Origin of the sequence: Pseudomonas sp. XK-1 (assembly GCF_038069885.1) — a bacterium.
In the GTDB taxonomy this organism is placed as follows: Bacteria; Pseudomonadota; Gammaproteobacteria; order Pseudomonadales; family Pseudomonadaceae; genus Aquipseudomonas.
Window position 1 is genome coordinate 163,165 of the sequence record NZ_JBBPES010000001.1, and the last position, 18,077, is coordinate 181,241.

15 protein-coding genes are annotated in these 18,077 nt (G+C 63.9%); 9 read left to right on the forward strand and 6 right to left on the reverse strand.

Features of this window, described 5'->3' with window-relative positions; translation table 11 throughout:
• Positions 1-43 precede the first annotated feature (43 nt).
• Positions 44-532 (reverse strand): transcriptional regulator DadR, encoded by a 489-nt coding sequence (dadR, locus tag WMW70_RS00735; protein ID WP_160342859.1) that lies wholly within the window; start codon positions 530-532, stop codon positions 44-46.
• A 154-nt stretch (positions 533-686) separates the two neighbouring features.
• Here dadR and dadA point away from each other — a divergent pair, with 154 nt between their 5' ends.
• From dadA to WMW70_RS00765, 6 genes are all read left to right on the forward strand, one after another.
• A complete protein-coding gene (dadA, locus tag WMW70_RS00740; RefSeq protein ID WP_341435614.1) occupies positions 687-1,985 on the forward strand; it encodes a D-amino acid dehydrogenase in 1,299 nt (432 codons plus the stop codon).
• Positions 1,986-2,021: 36 nt separating this feature from the next.
• Complete coding sequence (locus WMW70_RS00745; RefSeq protein WP_341435615.1) at positions 2,022-2,372, forward strand: RidA family protein; 351 nt, start codon at positions 2,022-2,024, stop codon at positions 2,370-2,372.
• Positions 2,373-2,547: 175 nt separating this feature from the next.
• Positions 2,548-3,621, forward strand: coding sequence for an alanine racemase (alr, locus tag WMW70_RS00750; protein ID WP_341435616.1), 1,074 nt, complete (start codon positions 2,548-2,550; stop codon positions 3,619-3,621).
• A gap of 102 nt (positions 3,622-3,723) precedes the next feature.
• Positions 3,724-4,272 (forward strand): cupin domain-containing protein, encoded by a 549-nt coding sequence (locus tag WMW70_RS00755; protein ID WP_341435617.1) that lies wholly within the window; start codon positions 3,724-3,726, stop codon positions 4,270-4,272.
• A gap of 110 nt (positions 4,273-4,382) precedes the next feature.
• A complete protein-coding gene (locus WMW70_RS00760; protein ID WP_341435618.1) occupies positions 4,383-4,799 on the forward strand; it encodes a c-type cytochrome in 417 nt (138 codons plus the stop codon).
• A gap of 159 nt (positions 4,800-4,958) precedes the next feature.
• On the forward strand, positions 4,959-7,106 hold the full coding sequence (locus WMW70_RS00765; RefSeq protein WP_341435619.1) for an acetyl-CoA hydrolase/transferase C-terminal domain-containing protein: 2,148 nt from the start codon (positions 4,959-4,961) through the stop codon (positions 7,104-7,106).
• On the opposite strand, the gene WMW70_RS00770 is transcribed toward WMW70_RS00765, so the two are convergent.
• Together WMW70_RS00770 and rep are read right to left on the reverse strand one after the other, a co-directional pair.
• Positions 7,090-7,662, reverse strand: coding sequence for a xanthine phosphoribosyltransferase (locus WMW70_RS00770; RefSeq protein WP_341435620.1), 573 nt, complete (start codon positions 7,660-7,662; stop codon positions 7,090-7,092). The genes WMW70_RS00765 and WMW70_RS00770 overlap by 17 nt on opposite strands.
• A gap of 57 nt (positions 7,663-7,719) precedes the next feature.
• Positions 7,720-9,729, reverse strand: a complete 2,010-nt coding sequence (rep, locus tag WMW70_RS00775) for a DNA helicase Rep (RefSeq protein ID WP_341435621.1) — start codon at positions 9,727-9,729, stop codon at positions 7,720-7,722.
• 174 nt (positions 9,730-9,903) lie between these two features.
• Here rep and WMW70_RS00780 point away from each other — a divergent pair, with 174 nt between their 5' ends.
• Both WMW70_RS00780 and WMW70_RS00785 read left to right on the forward strand, forming a co-directional pair.
• Entirely contained in the window at positions 9,904-11,565 is a 1,662-nt protein-coding gene (locus WMW70_RS00780; protein WP_341435622.1) for a putative bifunctional diguanylate cyclase/phosphodiesterase, read from the forward strand.
• Between the two features lie 278 nt (positions 11,566-11,843).
• On the forward strand, positions 11,844-13,514 hold the full coding sequence (locus WMW70_RS00785; protein ID WP_341435623.1) for a putative bifunctional diguanylate cyclase/phosphodiesterase: 1,671 nt from the start codon (positions 11,844-11,846) through the stop codon (positions 13,512-13,514).
• 10 nt (positions 13,515-13,524) lie between these two features.
• Here the strand turns inward: WMW70_RS00785 and pbpG are convergent, their stop codons facing one another.
• Positions 13,525-14,424: a D-alanyl-D-alanine endopeptidase gene (pbpG, locus tag WMW70_RS00790; RefSeq protein WP_341435624.1), complete on the reverse strand. Its 900-nt coding sequence runs from the start codon at positions 14,422-14,424 to the stop codon at positions 13,525-13,527.
• Positions 14,425-14,579: 155 nt separating this feature from the next.
• Here pbpG and chrA point away from each other — a divergent pair, with 155 nt between their 5' ends.
• A complete protein-coding gene (gene chrA / locus WMW70_RS00795; RefSeq protein ID WP_341435625.1) occupies positions 14,580-15,938 on the forward strand; it encodes a chromate efflux transporter in 1,359 nt (452 codons plus the stop codon).
• Positions 15,939-15,941: 3 nt separating this feature from the next.
• Here the strand turns inward: chrA and WMW70_RS00800 are convergent, their stop codons facing one another.
• Both WMW70_RS00800 and WMW70_RS00805 read right to left on the reverse strand, forming a co-directional pair.
• Positions 15,942-17,603, reverse strand: coding sequence for a diguanylate cyclase (locus WMW70_RS00800; RefSeq protein ID WP_341435626.1), 1,662 nt, complete (start codon positions 17,601-17,603; stop codon positions 15,942-15,944).
• On the reverse strand, positions 17,596-17,982 hold the full coding sequence (locus tag WMW70_RS00805; RefSeq protein ID WP_341435627.1) for a response regulator: 387 nt from the start codon (positions 17,980-17,982) through the stop codon (positions 17,596-17,598). The genes WMW70_RS00800 and WMW70_RS00805 overlap by 8 nt, the downstream gene beginning before the upstream one ends.
• Positions 17,983-18,077: the final 95 nt, after the last annotated feature.

Consider the following 18,077-nt stretch of genomic DNA (forward strand, 5'->3'; position numbering starts at 1 on the left):
TGGGCGGACCCGGGACACCCCAAGTAGGTATTCGTCGCGTGGTTCAGTCCGGTACCGGCAGGCTGAGCGACTCCTTGACCTCTTCCATCACGATATAGCTCTTCGACTCGCGCACATGGGGCAGCTTGAGCAGGATATCGCCGAGCAGCTTGCGGTAGCTGGCCATCTCGTTGATCCGCGCCTTCACCAGGTAGTCAAAGTCGCCGGACACCAGGTGGCATTCGAGTACGTGGGGCAGCTTGAGTACGGCGCGGCGGAATTCCTCGAAGGTATCACCGGACTTGTAGTCCAGGCTGATCTCGACGAATACCAGCAGGCTGGCCTTGAGCTGCTGCGGATTGAGCCGCGCGTGGTAGCCCATGATGATGCCCTCGCGCTCCAGGCGGCGTACCCGCTCGGTGCAGGGGGTGGTGGACAGACCGACCCGCTCGCCCAGCTCGGTAAAGCTGATGCGCCCGTCTTCCTGGAGGATGCGGAGGATATTGCGGTCGATCTTGTCCAGCTCGCGGCGACTCTGATGTTGGGTTCGCATGGTGGATACCCCTCTGCTGAAGGCGTTTTTGCCAAGAATTCTCGCCAAATATAGCTATTTATATAGTGAATAGCACTGCTCGTCTCTTCTTATACTGCGCTCAATTGTGGTTCTGGCACTGTCCGTCGCGCTGGGTCGCGTCGAGGAGAAGGTTATGCGGGTTCTGGTTCTGGGTAGCGGTGTAATTGGTACGGCCAGTGCGTATTATCTGGCGCGCCAGGGTTTCGAGGTGGTGGTGGTCGACCGTCAGGACGGCCCGGCCATGGAAACCAGTTTCGCCAATGCCGGCCAGGTCTCTCCCGGCTATGCCTCGCCCTGGGCCGCTCCAGGCATCCCGCTGAAAGCCATCAAGTGGTTGCTGCAGAAGCACGCGCCGCTGGCGATCAAGGCCACTGGCGATATCGACCAGTACCTGTGGATGGCGCAGATGCTGCGCAACTGCACCGCCAGCCGTTACGCGGTGAACAAGGAGCGCATGGTGCGCCTGTCCGAGTACAGCCGCGACTGCCTCGACGAACTGCGGCAGGAGACCGGCATCGCCTACGAGGGCCGCAGCCTGGGCACTACCCAGCTGTTCCGCACCCAGGCCCAGCTGGACAACGCGGCCAAGGACATCGCCGTGCTGCAGCAATCCGGCGTGCCCTATGAAGTGCTCGACCGCGCTGGCATCGCCCGGGTTGAACCGGCCCTGGCCGCGGTTACCGACAAGCTGGCCGGCGCGCTGCGCCTGCCCAACGACCAGACCGGCGACTGCCAGGTGTTCACCAGCAAGCTGGCCGAGATGGCCAAGGGGCTGGGCGTGGAATTCCGTTTTGGCCAGAACATCCAGCGGATCGACGCGGTGGGTGATCGGGTCAATGGCGTATGGATCGACGGCAAGCTGGAAACCGCCGACCGCTACGTGCTGGCCCTCGGCAGCTACAGCCCGCAACTGCTCAAGCCGCTGGGCATCAAAGCCCCGGTGTATCCGCTCAAGGGTTACTCGCTGACCGTGCCAATCACCAATGCCGAGATGGCTCCGACCTCGACCATCCTCGACGAAACCTACAAGGTGGCGATCACCCGTTTCGACAACCGCATTCGGGTGGGCGGCATGGCCGAGATCGCCGGTTTCGACCTGAGCCTCAACCCCAAGCGCCGCGCCACTCTGGAAATGATCACCGCTGACCTTTATCCGCAAGGCGGCGATCTGGCCCAGGCCGAATTCTGGACCGGCCTGCGTCCTGCTACCCCGGATGGCACGCCGATCGTCGGTGCCACTGCGTTCCGCAACCTGTTCCTCAACACCGGTCACGGTACCCTGGGCTGGACCATGGCCTGCGGCTCTGGTCGCCTGCTGGCCGATCTGATCGGCAACAAGCGCCCACAGATCAGCGCCGAGGGCCTGGATATTTCCCGCTACTCGCGCAAGCGTCCCGACGTGCAGATCGCGCCGCAGCCGCTGCGCACCTGATAGGCTGCGCGCCCCGTTCTTCAGGAGACTCGAACCATGTCCATCCAGCGCCTGCATGTGGAAAAACGCTACAGCGAAGTGGTGATCCACAACGGCACCGTCTACCTCGCCGGCCAGCTGGCCGACGACTACAGCGGCGATATCCGCCAGCAGACCCGCGAGACCCTGGCCAATATCGACCGCATGCTGGCCGAGGCCGGCAGCGACAAGAGCAAGATTCTCTCGGTGACCATCTACCTCAAGGACATGGACGCCCACTACGACGGCCTTAACGCCGAGTACGACGCCTGGGTCGCCGAGGGTGCCGCTGCCGCCCGCGCCTGCGTCGAGGCGAAGATGTACAAGCCCGAGGTGCTGGTAGAGATGATGGTGGTGGCGGCTCTATAAGTCGCCACCGCCCCGATTGCGATAAGTGTTTGCCCGGCATCACACCGGGCTTTTTTAAGCCTGCAGTTTGCCTAAGCTGGCCCGATTGTAGGGTGCGCCGTGCGCACCGGCAGCCCTACGCGGTGAGTGCCGATGGCCTGTTAGCCCCAAGACTGCCTGACCATTCGAGAACACCATGCGTCCTGCCCGTGCCCTGATCGATCTGCAAGCTCTGCGTCACAACTACCAGCTGGCCCGTGAAGTAACCGGCGCGCGCGCCCTGGCGGTGATCAAGGCGGACGCATACGGCCATGGCGCGGTGCGCTGTGCCCAGGCCCTGCAGGAGCAGGCCGATGGCTTTGCCGTGGCCTGTATCGAGGAAGCACTGCAGCTGCGCGAGGCCGGTATCCGTGGGCCGATCCTGCTGCTGGAGGGCTTTTTCGAGGCCGACGAACTGGCGCTGATCGAGCAGCACGAGCTGTGGTGCGTGGTGCATTCGTTGTGGCAGTTGGAGGCGATTGAACGCAGCGCTGTACGCGGCCCACTGACAGTCTGGCTGAAGATGGACAGCGGCATGCACCGGGTCGGTCTGCATCCGGCTGACTACCAGGCGGCTTACCAGCGTCTGCTGGCCAGCGGCAAGGTCGGCAAGGTGGTGCTGATGAGCCACTTTGCCCGCGCCGACGAGCTGGATTGTCCGCGCAGCGAGGAGCAGCTGGCGGTGTTTCAGCAGGCGCGCCAGGGCATTGTCGCCGAGGTCAGCCTGCGCAATTCGCCAGCCGTATTGGGCTGGCCAAGCGTGCCAAGCGACTGGGTGCGCCCCGGCATCATGCTCTATGGCGCAACCCCGTTCGAACAGACCCAGGCCGTGGCGGCGCGCCTGCAGCCGGTGATGACCCTGGAATCGAAGATCATCAGCGTGCGCGAACTGCCGGCCGGCGAGCCTGTTGGTTATGGTGCACGCTTTGTCAGCGATCGGCCGACCCGGGTCGGCGTGGTCGCCATGGGCTATGCCGATGGCTATCCGCGCCATGCCCCCACCGGCACCCCGGTGGCGGTGGATGGCCAACTGACTCGCCTGATCGGTCGGGTGTCGATGGACATGCTCACCGTCGACCTGACCGATTTACCCCACGCAGGGCTGGGCAGCAGGGTCGAGCTCTGGGGTAAGCAGGTGCTGGCCAGCGATGTGGCTACTCAGGCCGGCAGTATTCCCTATCAGCTTTTCTGCAACCTGCGGCGGGTGCCGCTGCTCTATCTCGGGGACTAAGAGTGACGCTGTAGGTGAGTTTGCATGCGAGTGTTGTAAATTCTGAACGCTATGCCATGATACGGCGACTTTTCCGTATCTATCCCAAGGGGGACTCCAGCATTGGACGTCGGTGTACGACTGCAATCCATTCGCAAACTCAAAGGCCTATCCCAGCGTGAACTCGCCAAGCGGGCAGGCGTGACCAACAGCACCATTTCGATGATCGAGAAGAACAGCGTAAGCCCCTCGATCAGTTCGTTGAAAAAGGTGCTGGCGGGTATTCCCATGTCGCTGGTGGAGTTTTTCTCCCTGGATGTGGAGCCGGACAACCAGGCCCAGGTGGTCTATCGCGCCGCCGAACTTACCGATATCTGCAGTGGTGCCATCACCATGAAGCTGGTGGGCAAGGCACATCCGAGCAGGGCCATCGCCTTCCTCGATGAAACCTATCCCGTGGGTTCCGATACCGGTGACGAGATGTATGCCCATGAGGGCGAAGAGGCCGGCATGCTGGTTTCCGGCAGGCTGGAGCTGACCGTCGGCGACGAGGTATTTATCCTCGAGCCGGGCGACAGCTACTACTTCGAGAGCAGCAAACCGCACCGATTCCGCAACCCTTATGAACAGCCGGCGCGGCTCATCAGCGCCACCACACCGGCGAATTTCTAAATAACCCTGCGACAATCTGGGTTGTTTCGGCCTGCTGCGCTTGCCGTTATACTGACGCCCGCTCGCGAAACCGTGGCCGCGGGCGTGACTAGCCACGATGAGGGTGTACCGTGAACCTGATTAAAAAGATCCTGGTAGCACCTGCTACCGTATTGGCCCTGTGGGCAGTGACTGCTCAGGCCACGACCGACGAAGCCATTGCCGAGCGCCTCAAGCCGGTCGGTGAAGTCTGCGTGATGGGCGAAGAATGCAAGGGCGTGGGTGCCGTGGCGGTTGCTGCTGGTGGTGCTGCACGTACTGCCGATGACATCATCGCCAAGCACTGCGGTGCCTGCCATACCCCGGGTATCCTCGGCGCGCCGAAGATCGGCGATACCGCTGCCTGGACGGCCCGTGCCAGCAATGGCGTAGACGGCTTGCTGGCGAATGCCATCGCCGGCCTCAATTCCATGCCGCCGAAAGGCACCTGCGCCGATTGCTCGGATGACGAGCTGCGTGGTGCAATTCAGAAGATGTCCGGCTTGTAAGCGAGAGCGGCACCTAAGAAAACCGCCTTCGGGCGGTTTTTTGTTTTTCCGTGGGACCTTAGCATCCCCATTCGCCGCCGCGGGTCCACACTGCTATGCAGATGGCAGCGCGGCATTGCGCGCCGCCGATCCCGAGCCACTCACCCTGCAGGGCATTGGATGCACAAGCTTTGCTCCATCGAGCAAGCGGTCGACCGGGTGCTCGTCGAACTCGACGGCCCGATCCGGCTCGGCCTACCCCTGGGCCTGGGCAAACCCAACCAGTGGGTGAATGCGCTCTATGCGCGGCTCAAGCAATTACCCGAACGCCAACTGGTGATCTACACCGCACTGTGCCTGGGCCGTCCGCCCCTCGGTTCGGGGCTGTCGCGGCGCTTTCTCGAGCCCTTTATCCAGCGCGTATATGGCGACTACCCGGAGCTGGATTTTCTCGCTGACCTGCGCCGCGACTGCTTGCCGGCCAACGTGCGTGTCGAGCAGTTCTTCCTGCAACCGGGCAGCCTGCTCGACAGCACCACGACGCAGCAGAACTACATCAGCAGCAATTACAGCCATGTCGCCCGCGACCTGAATGACAAGGGCCTGAATCTGATTGCCCAGCTGGTTGCCCAGGATCCGCAACGCCCGGAGCATTTCAGCCTCAGCTGCAACCCGGATATCACCCTGGACCTGCTGCCGCTGTTGGCGCGCCGCCGCGCCGCCGGCGAAACCATTCTGTGCCTGGCCCAGGTGCATCGGGCGCTGCCCTATATGGCCGGCACTGCCGAAGTGCCGCGCGCCATGTTCGACCTGCAGTTACTGGACGAAGACCACAGCACGCTGTTTTCCACGCCGAATATGCCGGTGACCCTGCAGGACCATTGCATCGGTCTGCAGGCCAGCGCCCTGGTTCGCGACGGCGGCACCCTGCAGATCGGCATCGGTGCCATGGGCGATGCACTGACCGCCGCCTTGCTCGCCCGCCAGGCGGATAACCCGGCCTACCGGGCGGCGCTGGACGAACTGCACTGCACGCGTCACTGGGCCGCCGAGATCGACAAGGATGGCGGTCTGCAGCCCTTTGCCGAGGGCCTCTACGGCTGCAGCGAGATGTTCGTCAACGGCCTGCTGGTCCTGGCCGATGCGGGCATCGTGCGCCGCCCGGTATACCCCGAGTTGCATCTGCAGCAGTTGGCCAATGGCGCTGCGCTGGATGAACGGGGCATGCCGCGCAGCGTCCAGGCCCTGCTCGACGCCGGCCTGGCTCCGCAGCTCGACTCCGCAACGCTGCACTGGCTGCAGGGTTGCGGGGTGCTGGCCGAGTCGATCGGCTGGGGTCAGGGACGCTTGTTGCTGCCTGAAGGCGAGTCGATTTCGGCCGATCTGCGCGATCCACACAGCCAGGCCGGTTTGCAGCCGTATCTCGGCCCGGCGCGCGGCGGCGTGGTGGTGCATGGCGGCTTCTTTCTCGGCCCGCAAGCCTTCTACCAGCGCCTGCGCGAACTGAGCGCGGAGCAGTTGGCCCGCTTCGCCATGACCGGCATCGGCTTTATCAACGAGCTGTACGGCGACGCAACGCTCAAGCGCCTGCAACGCCGCGATGCGCGCTTTATCAACACGGCCTTTACCATGACCCTGATGGGGGCCGGGGTGGCCGATCAGCTGGAGGATGGTCGGGTGCTCAGCGGCGTCGGCGGGCAGTACAACTTCGTCGTCCAGGGCCACGCGCTGCCCGGTGCACGCTCAATTCTGTTGCTGCGCAGCTGGCGTGAGGCGGGTGGCAAGGTCAGTTCGAATCTGGTCTGGGACTATGGCCATGTGACCATTCCGCGGCACCTACGCGACATGGTGGTGACCGAGTACGGCATCGCCGACCTGCGCGGCAAGACCGATGCCGAGGTGATCGAGGCGCTGCTCAAGATCAGCGATTCGCGCTTCCAGCCCGATCTGATCGCCCAGGCCCAGCGGGCCGGCAAGCTGCCCAGGGATTTTCGCCTCGATGCGCGCTTCAGCGACAACCGCCCCGAGCGTTTGCAGGCCGTGCAGGCGCGGCACCCGGCGCAGTTTGCGAGCTTTCCCCTGGGCAGCGATTTCACCCGGATCGAGCGCGAACTGTTGCCCGCGCTGAGCTGGCTGAAGAGCCGGGTTAAGGTCGCCCATTGCCTGGAGCTGGCCCGCGCCCTGTTGCGCGCCCCCGCGCCGGCGGCCTATCCCGAACATCTTCAGCGCATGGCCCTGGCGCAGCCGCGGGGCCTGGCCGAGAAGCTCTATCGGCGTCTGCTGTTGGCGGCGCTACGGGTAACAGCAGAGGCTAATCGAGAAAGCTGACCTGGCCGTCTTTCAGCGAATCGATACGCGCCAGCGACTCGACCCGGTAACCCTGGGCATCCAGCTCGGCGCGGCCGCGCTGGAAGGACTTCTCGATCACCACGCCAATACCGGCGATGCTCGCGCCGGCCTGGCCGATCAAGTCGATCAGGGCGCGGGCGGCGTGGCCGTTGGCGAGGAAGTCGTCGATCAGCAGCACATGATCCTGGGCGCTCAGGTGCTTGGCCGAGATGGCCAGGGTGCTTTCGGTCTGCTTGGTGAAGGAAAACACCGTGGAGACATACAGGTCGTCCTTGAGCGTCAGCGACTGGTATTTGCGCGCGAAGATCACCGGCACCCCCAGCTCCAGGCCGGCCATCACCGCCGGGGCAATGCCCGAGGCCTCGATGGTGACGATCTTGGTGATGCCCTGGCCGGCGAAGCGCCGGGCGAACTCATGACCGATCTGCTGCATCAGCTTGGGGTCGATCTGGTGATTGAGAAAGGCATCGACCTTGAGTACCTGCTCCGAGAGCACGGTGCCTTCATCGCGAATCTTCTGTTTTAGCGCTTCCACGCGGTTACCCTCATTGAGTGATGTGCTGCCCGCTCTGCGTCGGGCTACTGAACAAACCTACTTCTTCAACATCGCGCGCATATTGGCCAGTGCCGAGTTGCCGGTGGCGGCCTTGACCTCGGGTGGCGCGTCGTCCAGACCTTCCCAGACCAGGTCCTCGGGCGGCAGCTCATCGAGAAAACGGCTTGGCGAACACTCGATGATCTCGCCGTACTGCTTGCGCTTGGCGGCGAAGGTCATGGTCAGGTTGCGCTTGGCGCGGGTGATGCCGACGTAGGCCAGGCGGCGCTCTTCCTCGACCGTGTCGGCCTCGATGCTGGAGCGGTGGGGGAGGATTTCTTCCTCTACGCCGAGGATGTACACCGACGGATATTCCAGGCCCTTGGAGGCATGCAGGGTCATCATCTGCACACCTTCGGCACCTTCCTCTTCCTCCTGCTGACGCTCGAGCATGTCGCGCAAGACCAGCTTGCCGATGGCGTCCTCGATGGTCATCTCGCCGTCTTCGTCGCGCTCCAGGGTGTTCTTCAGCGCCTCAACGAGGAACCAGACGTTGCCCATGCGCGCGTCGGCGACCTTGTCGCTGGAGGCGTTCTGCCGCAGCCAGTTTTCGTAGTCGATATCCATGACCATGCTGCGGATCGCCGCAATCGGGTCGTTCTGCGCGCACTCCTGGCGCACCCGGTCCATCCACTTGGTGAAGCGTGCCAGGCGTTCGGTATAGCGCGCGTCCAGCTGTTCGCCCAGGCCCATCTCGCCGGCGGCAGCGTACATGCTGATCTTGCGTGCGGTGGCGTAGTTGCCGAGCTTTTCCAATGTGGTGGAGCCGATCTCGCGGCGCGGCACGTTGATCACCCGCAGGAAGGCGTTGTCGTCATCCGGGTTGACCAGCAGGCGGAAGTAGCTCATCAGGTCCTTCACCTCCTGGCGGGCGAAGAAGCTGGTGCCGCCGGACAGGCGATAGGGAATCTGGTGGTGCTGCAACTTCAGCTCCATCAGCTTGGCCTGGTAGTTGCCGCGATAGAGGATGGCGTAATCGCTGTAGGGACGCTGGGTGCGCAGGTGCTCGGTAAGAATTTCCAGGGCCACCCGCTCGCACTCGGCGTCTTCGTTCTTGCAGCGGATCACGCGGATCTCGTCGCCCATGCCCATCTCGCTCCACAGCTGTTTCTCGAACTCATGGGGGTTGTTGGCGATCAGGATGTTGGCGCACTTGAGGATGCGGCTGGTGGAGCGGTAGTTCTGCTCGAGCATCACCACCTTCAGCGAGGGGTAATCCTCCTTCAGCAGCATCAGGTTTTCCGGGCGCGCGCCGCGCCAGGCGTAGATCGACTGGTCATCGTCGCCGACCACGGTGAACTGGTTGCGCATGCCCACCAGCAGCTTCACCAGCAGGTACTGGCTGGCATTGGTGTCCTGGTATTCGTCGACCAGCAGATAGCGGATGCGGTTCTGCCACTTTTCCAGGATGGCCGGATTGTCCTGGAACAGCTTCACCGGCATCAGGATCAGGTCGTCGAAGTCCACCGCGTTGTACGCCTTGAGCGTGCGCTGGTAGTGCAGGTAGACGATGGCGGCGGTCTGTTCCTTGGGGCCCCGCGATTCGGCCAGGGCCTGCTCGGGCAGGATCAGGTCGTTTTTCCAGCTGCCGATGTAGTTCTTGATCTCGTCGATGCCGTCGTCGCCGGCATACTCCTTCTGCATGATGTCGCTGAGCAGCGCCTTGATATCGCCCTCGTCGAAGATCGAGAAGCCCGGCTTGTAGCCCAGCGCCGCGTATTCCTTGCGGATGATGTTCATCCCCAGGTTGTGGAAGGTCGACACCGTCAGGCCGCGCGCCTCGGGGCCTTTGAGCAGGGTGCCGACGCGCTCCTTCATCTCGCGGGCGGCCTTGTTGGTAAAGGTCATGGCGACGATATGGCGGGCCTGGATGCCGCAGTTCTGCACCAGGTGGGCGATCTTGCGGGTAATCACGCTGGTCTTGCCGGAGCCTGCGCCGGCGAGCACCAAAAGAGGGCCGCCGACGTAGTTCACGGCTTCTTGTTGCCGGGGGTTGAGTCGGGACATGGGAACATGAACTGGAGAAAAGGCAGGCGATTCTATCAGGGTTGCGCAGGGCTGCTGAGCAGTCACCGACGAGTGCTAGGTAAAACCGGCTGTACAAAAAAATTATTGCAATGTATTAGGTAAGTGCGTCTATAACTTAAAGTAGTTTATTAAATAGCGAGCGCTGGAGGCCGTGTGTCCTGCCCAACTGATTTCTCGCGACTGCTGATCCTGTCCACCGAACCCCATTGGGTGGCGTTGCTGGACAAGCTGCTAGCCGAACAGGACGAACCTGTCTGGCTGTTTGCCGCCGGCAGTTGGAGTGATGCGCAGAGCCTGTATCAGGGCCGCTTGCCCGATCTGGTGTTCGCTACCCCGGAATGCCTGCCTACCGCCAGCCAATGCCCGCTGCCGCCTATCCTGCTGCTCGACAGTGCGCCGAGCCAGCTGCCCGCCGATATCTGCGACTGGCTGGCGCGCGACAGCCTGAATGGCGAGGTTCTGCGTCGCTGCCTGCATTACAGCCAGCAATTGCTGGCCTTGCAGCGCCTGGCCAAGCAGGACCCGCTGACCGGTATCCCCAACCGCCAGGGCTTCCAGGCGCTGTTGCACAAACGTCTGCAGGCCAACCGTGGCCGTGGCCTGCTGCTCGGTTATCTGGATCTGGACAACTTCAATCATGCCAATGACAGCCTCGGCCATCGGGCCGGCGACGAGCTGATCCAGCAGGTGGTGCAGCGTTTGCAGCAGGTGCTGGGGGCGCGTGATGTGCTGGGCCGTATCGGCGGCGACGAGTTCGCCTTGCTGCTGGATATCAGCGAAGCGCCGACGCGGGTCGATGCCGTGGTGCAGGCACTGATGGAGTCGCTGGGCGAGCCCTACTGGCTGCAGGGCGAGAGCCTGTCGCTGGGCTGCAGCCTGGGCCTGGCTTATAGCCGCGCAGGTGAGGATGCCGATCCGCTGCTGTGGCATGCCCATATGGCGATGCAGCAGGCCAAGAGCCGCCAGGGCTGTACCCATCACCTCTATGACGAGCGCATGTCCAGCGACATTCGCAGCCTGGCCGATATCGAGGCCGAACTGCGCCGCGCCCTGCGCCGCGACGAACTCGAGCTGTTCTACCAGCCGCGGCTGGACCTGGCCAGCGGCGAGGTGGTCGGGCTCGAGGGGCTGGTGCGCTGGCGGCATCCGCAGCGGGGGCTGCTCTACCCCCAGGACTTTATTCCCCTGGCCGAGCAGAGCGGCCTGATCGTGCCGCTCGGCTACTGGGTTATCGCCCGTGCCCTGCATGATGCCCGCTGGCTAAGCGAGCGCGGCCTGAGCCTGCACATGGCGATCAACCTGTCGTTCAGCCAGTTTCAGGACAGCCAGTTGCTACCCACCGTGCAGCGCCTGATTGCCGGCTCCGGGGTGGATGCCCGCTGGCTGGAGTTCGAACTGACGGAAACCGCGGTGATGCAGCGCAGCGACTATGTGCTCAATACCATGCAGACCCTGGGCGAACTGGGTGTGCGTTTCTCCCTGGATGACTTCGGCACCGGCTTTTCCTCCTTCGTGCACCTGGCCAGCCTGCCGATTGCCCTGCTCAAGCTGGACAAGAGTTTTGTCAGCGGCATGCACCTGCGCCCTGAGCAGTGCCGGCTGGTCAACGCCATGATCAACCTGGCGCGCAACCTGGGCCTGGAAGTGGTGGCCGAGGGGGTGGAGAGCGAAGAAGACCTCGACCTATTGCAGCAGTTCGGCTGCGACCAGGTGCAAGGCTATCTAATCAGCAAGGCGCTGCCATTGCGCGAGCTAGAGGGCTTTCTTGCCTTGCGCGGGGCTCAGGCACCGGCGCGCGTGGCGTCCTTGCATTAGCAATTACCGGCTGTTTCCCCCCGACCACGGTCGATATCTCGCCCTACTTATGATGCCGCTCACAGGATGCACCGAAGGTGCTGGCCGGCGGCTGGGCTCCTGGTTAATTTGACTGCTGTGCGGGCTGTTGCGCTTGCACCACGGCCGCGGCCATGCGGCTTGCATCGCACCGACAACAGCCCCTAGGCTTGCGGCGGCCGCTACCCCGGAGCGGGGCGCGGGTCGATCGCAGCGGTCCTTGGAGCTGGGCATTTACCATTTGATCCCGGGGAGGTTGTTTGTCCGCACCGTCAGAACCGTTGCGTTTGCTGTTGCTGGCCGCTGACGCCAGTTGGGCCGCGCAGCTGGACGCCTGCCTGGCGCAGTTGGGGCAGGGCGTATCGGTGATCAGCGCGCCGTCCTGGGCGGCGGCCAGCAGCCTGTTCGAGGATTCGCGCAATGCCCTTCTGCTGACTACGCCGGCCTGTCTGCCGGCGGCACAAGACAGCCACTTGCCGATCATCCTGCTGCTCGATGCCGAGCCTGCCGAAGCCCCGCCAGGGGGCTGCGACTGGCTGGTGCGGGGCCACCTGACGCCTGACGGCTTGCGCCGTTGCCTGCGCTATGCCCGTGAACGCCAGCAGCTGCAGGAGGCCCTGCAGCTGCTGGCCGAGCAGGATGCCCTGACCGGGATTGCCAATCGCCAGGGCTTTCAGACCCTGCTGGCGGCCCGCCTGGCCGAGAGCGACGGGCGCGGGGTGACCCTCGGCCACCTGGACCTGGACAATTTCCGCCATGCCAACGACGCCCTCGGTTACCAGGGCGGCGACAGCCTGATCCTGCAGGTGGTGGCGCGGATCAAGGCCGAGCTGCAGGGCAGTGACCAGCTGGCGCGTCTGGGCAGCGACGAGTTCGCCCTGCTGCTGGACACCCGGCGTGATCCGCAGCGTGTCGAACGCCTGTCCGCACGGCTCACCGAGGCCCTGGGCGAACCCTACTGGGTGGAGGGCGAGAGCCTGCTGATCGGTTGCAGCCTGGGCCTGGCCCATGCCCGAGCGGGCAGCACCGCCGACCCGCTGATGTGGCATGCACATATCGCCATGCAGCAGGCCAAAAGCCAGCAGGGCTGCACCTTCCATATCTATGACGAGCGGATCAACCGCAGTGCGCGCAATCGGGCGGACCTGGAAAGTGAACTGCGCCGCGCCCTGCGTCGCGACGAGCTGGAGCTGCACTACCAGCCACGGCTGTGCCTGGAGAGCGGGCGGATTGTCGGCCTGGAGGCGCTGGTACGCTGGCGGCATAGCGAACATGGCCTGCTCTATCCCAACGAATTCGTGCCCCTGGCCGAGGAGAGCGGGCTGATTGTGCCGCTCGGCTATTGGGTGATTTCCCGTGCCCTGCGCGATATGCAGTGGCTGCGCGGCCGCGGCCTGCCGGCGCTGCATATGGCGATCAACCTGTCGTTCCGCCAGTTTCAGGACAGCCAACTGCTGCCGACCCTGCGCCGCCTGATCGACGAGCGTGGAGTTGATGCGCAGTGGCTGGAGTTCGAACTGACCGAGACCGCGGTGATGCGCCGCAGTGACCAGGTGCAGCAGACCATGCTGGCCCTCGCGCGTCTGGGCGTGCGCTTTTCCCTGGACGACTTCGGCACCGGTTTCTCGTCGTTCGTGCACCTCAACAACCTGCCGATCACCCTGCTGAAGATCGACAAGAGCTTTGTCGGCGGCATGGGCGAGCGCGCGGAAAATCGCCAGCTGGTGCGGGCGATGATCAACCTGGCGCACAACCTCAATCTGCAGGTGGTCGGCGAGGGCGTGGAAAACGCCGAGCAGCTGTCGCTGTTGCGCCAGTTCGGCTGCGATCAGGTGCAGGGCTACCTGATCAGCAAAGCCCTGCCGCTGAGGGAGCTGGCGCGTTTCCTGGTAATGGGTCTGCACCAGCCATTGTTGGGTCTCAAGCTCTGAGAGCCAGCGGTTATTGCGCGGCCTGTCGGCGCTGCGCCAGTTTCTGCTCGCGGTAGCTGATGGCCGCGGGCGGCACGGCTGTGACCTTGCCGGTCTCCAGCCAGCGCTTGATACGGTTGGCGTCGGCCATATGGGTGTACTTGCCGAAGGCATCCAGCACCACGAACGCCACCGGGCGCTGTTTCATGACCGTATTCATCACCAGGCAGCGGCCGGCTTCGTCGGTGTAGCCGGTCTTGCTCAGCTGCACGCTCCAGCCGGGCTTGCGCACCAGGTTGTTGGTGTTGCGGAAACCCAGGCTGTAGTTGGGTTTGCGAAACGCCTGGGTCTTTTCCGAGGTGGTGCTGAACTGGCTGATCAGCGGGTACTGGCGTGCGGCCTTGAGCAGTATCACCAGGTCGCGGGCGCTGGAGACGTTTTGTTCCGACAGCCCGGTCGGTTCGGCAAAGCGCGAGTGCTGCATGCCCAGGGCCTTGGCCTTGGCGTTCATGGCCGCGACAAAGGCTGCGTGGCCGCCCGGATAATGGTGCGCCAGGCTGGCCGCGGCGCGGTTTTCCGAGGCCATCAGGGCCAGCAGCAGCATGTCGCGGCGGCTTAGCTCGCTGCCCACGCGCACGCGGGAGAACACCCCGCGCATGTCCGGGTTGTCGCGAATCATGATTGGCAGCTGCTGATCCAGCGGCAGTTTGGCGTCCAGGGTGACCATGGCGGTCATCAGTTTGGTGACCGAGGCGATGGGGACCACCACATCGGCATTGCGCTCATAGAGCACCTGGTTGGTCTGCAGATCGACTACCAGGGCGCTGCCGGCGGCAAGTTCCTGGGGTTTGTTGGCGGCAAGACTGTTCGATGCAACTACAACGCAGCTGCAGATCAGCAGCAGGTTTGCTAACGAGTGACGGATATTCACGGAAGGCTTCACGGACAGGTTGAGGGAGTAGAGGCGGGCTCTGGATCAAGGATATACGCAATTTGGCATGCCAGCTGCAGCGTCGCAGCGGTGAGTGTCATGCGCACGGCGCTATAGTGTCGCCGCCGTTTCCATCTCGATGAGCCCGTACCTCAATGTCCGACCCGCAATCCGCCGATAAAATCCCGCCAGTGGTCAGCCTGTTCGAGGCCTTCTGCTTCTGGCTGAAGCTCGGCCTGATCAGCTTCGGTGGCCCGGCCGGGCAGATCGCCATCATGCATCAGGAGCTGGTGGAGAAGCGCCGCTGGCTATCCGAACGGCGTTTTCTGCATGCCCTGAATTACTGCATGCTGCTGCCCGGGCCGGAGGCGCAGCAGCTGGCCACCTATATCGGCTGGCTGATGCACCGCACCTGGGGCGGGGTGATCGCCGGGGTGCTGTTCGTGCTGCCGTCGCTGTTTATCCTGATCGGCCTGTCCTGGGTTTATATCGCCTTCGGCGATGTGCCCCTGGTGGCGGGGATCTTCTACGGGATCAAGCCAGCGGTCACCGCCATCGTTATGCAGGCGGCCTGGCGCATTGGCTCGCGAGCCTTGAAGAACAACTGGCTGTGGGGCATTGCCGGGGCGTCCTTTGTCGCCATTTTCGCCCTCAATCTGCCCTTTCCGTTGATTGTGCTTGGCGCAGCGCTGCTGGGTTATCTCGGCGGGCGCTTGCTGCCGGCGCAATTCAGCCTGGGCGGCGGCCATGCGCCGGCCGATAAATCCTTCGGCCCGGCGCTGCTCGACGACGACACGCCGACACCCGAACATGCACGCTTTCGCGCCGGCCGGCTGGTCTGGCTGCTGCTGATTGGTGCGTTGCTGTGGCTGCTGCCCATGGGCCTGCTGAGCGCACTGTACGGCTGGGACGGTACCCTGACGCAGATGGCCTGGTTCTTCACCAAGGCGGCGTTGCTGACCTTCGGCGGGGCCTATGCGGTGCTGCCCTATGTCTACCAGGGGGCCGTCGGTCACTATGGCTGGCTGGCTCCGACACAGATGATCGACGGCCTGGCCCTGGGCGAAACTACGCCGGGGCCGCTGATCATGGTGGTGGCTTTCGTGGCCTTTGTCGGGGCTTATCTGCAGCCGATATTCGCTGGCGATTCAGGCTTTGTCAGCGGTGCAGTGGCAGCGGCGCTGGTCACCTGGTTTACCTTTCTGCCGTCCTTCCTGTTTATCCTCGCCGGCGGCCCGCTGGTGGAATCGACCCATGGCGAACTGAAGTTCACCGCACCGCTGACTGCGATTACCGCGGCGGTGGTCGGGGTGATCCTCAACCTGGCGCTGTTCTTCGGCTACCACGTGCTCTGGCCCGAGGGTTTCGCCGGCCGCTTCGACGGGCCTTCGGCGCTGCTGGCCCTGGCCGCTGCGCTGGCGCTGTTCAGGTTCAAGCGCGGGGTGATCGAAGTGATAGGGGCCTGCGCGGTGCTGGGGCTGGCGCTGCATTGGGGCCTGCCGCGTCTGGTGTAGCCGTTATTCGGCCAGGCGCACCTGATTGCGGCCGCTGTGCTTGGCCTGGTACAGGGCGCGGTCAGCCTGCTCCATCAGCTCGCTGGCAGTCAGGTCCGGTGCCCCGGCGATACCGGCGCTGAGGGTGACGTTGAATTCTCTGTCGCCGGCGCTAAAGCAGATGGCCGAGAACTGCTGGCGAATCTCATCGACGATGCGTTCGGCCTGTGCCGCGGAGCAATCGGGCAGTACCGCCAGGAATTCCTCGCCGCCGTAGCGGCCGAGGCTGTCGATGCGCCGTAGGCGTTGGCGCAACAGGTTGGCCAGGGCGCGGATAACGCTGTCGCCGACCACATGGCCATAGTTGTCGTTGACCTGCTTGAAGTGGTCGATATCGAGCATCACCACGCTGGCAGACTTGCCGCTGCGCAGGCCGCGTTCCTGCTCGAGGGCCACCTGCTCCTTGATGTCGGCGTGCTTGAGCAGGCCGGTCAGGCTGTCGCGCGACAGTGCATTGCTCAGCAGACGGGCGCGCTGGGCGCGGGCGAAGACCGTAGTGATCAGGCTGTTGTCGGAGATCGGCTTGGTGATGAAGTCGTCGCCGGCCTTGACCAGTGCGCCCATCTGCCGAGTGATGGCGGTTTCCGCCGACAGGTAGATGATCGGCACGCGCAGCCAGTCGTCATTGAACCGGATGATCTGCGCCAGTTCCGGGCCGCCATAGTTCGGCATGTTGATGTCGAGCAGCAGCACCTCCGGGTTGAAACTGGCCATGGCGGCGAGGATCTGCTCGGGGTTCTGCAGGGTTTCCACCAGCATGTCGGCACCGCGCAGCACCAGGCTGTAACGGCTGGCCAGGTCGCGGTCGTCGTCGACGATCATGACCCGGTAGGGTTCGCCATTTTGCTGGGCGAAACAGCGCTCCAGACGGTTTTCCAGCTTGGTGATATCCAGCGGTTTGGTGAAGAAGCCCTGGGCCCCAGCGCGGACCGCCTGCAACTGGGTGGCGAAATCGTTCTGGGTGGTCAGTACCAGCAGGGGCAGCGGTTCTTCCAGGCGCTGGTTCAGCGCCGCGGCGTAGTCCAGCCCGGTCTGGTTTTCCTCGGGCAGGTTGACGTCGATGATCAGCGCGTCGGGCAGGTGCTTGGCGATGGCTGCATCAAGCGCCTCGATACGGCTGAAATGCTCGGCCTTGTAGCCGAAGGTGTTGAGGGTCAGGCGAATGTTTTCGCCGATGCTGGATTCGTCTTCGAGGATATAGATGACCCGGGCGCAGGTCGTGCTGGCGAGGCTGGCCAGGCGCGCGCTGGTACCTGCGGGGGCGGCTTCTGGCTCGATTAATTGTGGCTGCTCGGCCAGGCGCTCGAGGCCGTGGATAAAGTCCTGCAGGCGCTGCTGTTTCTGTTGCAGGCTGTCCAGCCATTGCTCGGCCTGTTGCTCCAGCTCCCGGGCCTGCTGGCCCAGGCCGTTGAAGCCGAAGGTGCCGGCGCTGCCGGCGAGTTTGTGCAGCTGGTCACGCAGGCTACTGAGCAGGTGCTGCTGGCTCTCGACATCGTCGGCCTGCTGCAGTTGCCGGGCCTTGCCGGCCAGCTCGGGCAGCTCCTGCTGCAGGCGTTGGGCGAATTGCTCGCCGAGCTGTTGCAGGTGGGCCTGCAGCTGTTGCAGTTGTTGCTGGCGTTTATCCATGGGCACGGTCCCAGATGGCGCGGATCTGCGTCGACAGCTGCATGGGGTTGAACGGCTTGATGATCACGTCGGTGGCTCCCAGGCTGCGGTAATGGGCGATCTCGCTGGGCTGCACCTTGGCGGTCATAAAGGCCACGGGGATCAGGCCGATGTCCACCAGTTCGCGGAGTTTTGTCAGGGTTTGCGGGCCATCCATGTCCGGCATCATCACATCCAGCAGGATAAAGTCGGGGGCGAAGCCCAGCACCTGGTCCAGGGCTTCCTGACCGGAGGAGCAGCTGAGCACGCTGAATCCGCCCACGGCCTCCAGGGCAACCTTGGCCACGGCCTGGATCGAGGGGTCATCTTCCACATGCAGAATACGTTTGAGTTCAGGCATCGGGCGTGTCCTTGGTCGGCGGGCTGGCGCGGCGGTGGGCCCAGTGTTGCCCATCGCACCTGCATTTGGCCAGCGCGCTGCGCGGCCGCCGGGGG

Coding starts and splice junctions, on each gene's coding strand:
- dadR (WP_160342859.1), bottom strand. CDS start 532: ATGCGAACCCAACATCAGAGTCGCCGCGAGCTGGACAAGATCGACCGC.
- dadA (WP_341435614.1), top strand. CDS start 687: ATGCGGGTTCTGGTTCTGGGTAGCGGTGTAATTGGTACGGCCAGTGCG.
- WMW70_RS00745 (WP_341435615.1), top strand. CDS start 2,022: ATGTCCATCCAGCGCCTGCATGTGGAAAAACGCTACAGCGAAGTGGTG.
- alr (WP_341435616.1), top strand. CDS start 2,548: ATGCGTCCTGCCCGTGCCCTGATCGATCTGCAAGCTCTGCGTCACAAC.
- WMW70_RS00765 (WP_341435619.1), top strand. CDS start 4,959: ATGCACAAGCTTTGCTCCATCGAGCAAGCGGTCGACCGGGTGCTCGTC.
- rep (WP_341435621.1), bottom strand. CDS start 9,729: ATGTCCCGACTCAACCCCCGGCAACAAGAAGCCGTGAACTACGTCGGC.
- chrA (WP_341435625.1), top strand. CDS start 14,580: ATGTCCGACCCGCAATCCGCCGATAAAATCCCGCCAGTGGTCAGCCTG.
- WMW70_RS00800 (WP_341435626.1), bottom strand. CDS start 17,603: ATGGATAAACGCCAGCAACAACTGCAACAGCTGCAGGCCCACCTGCAA.
- WMW70_RS00805 (WP_341435627.1), bottom strand. CDS start 17,982: ATGCCTGAACTCAAACGTATTCTGCATGTGGAAGATGACCCCTCGATC.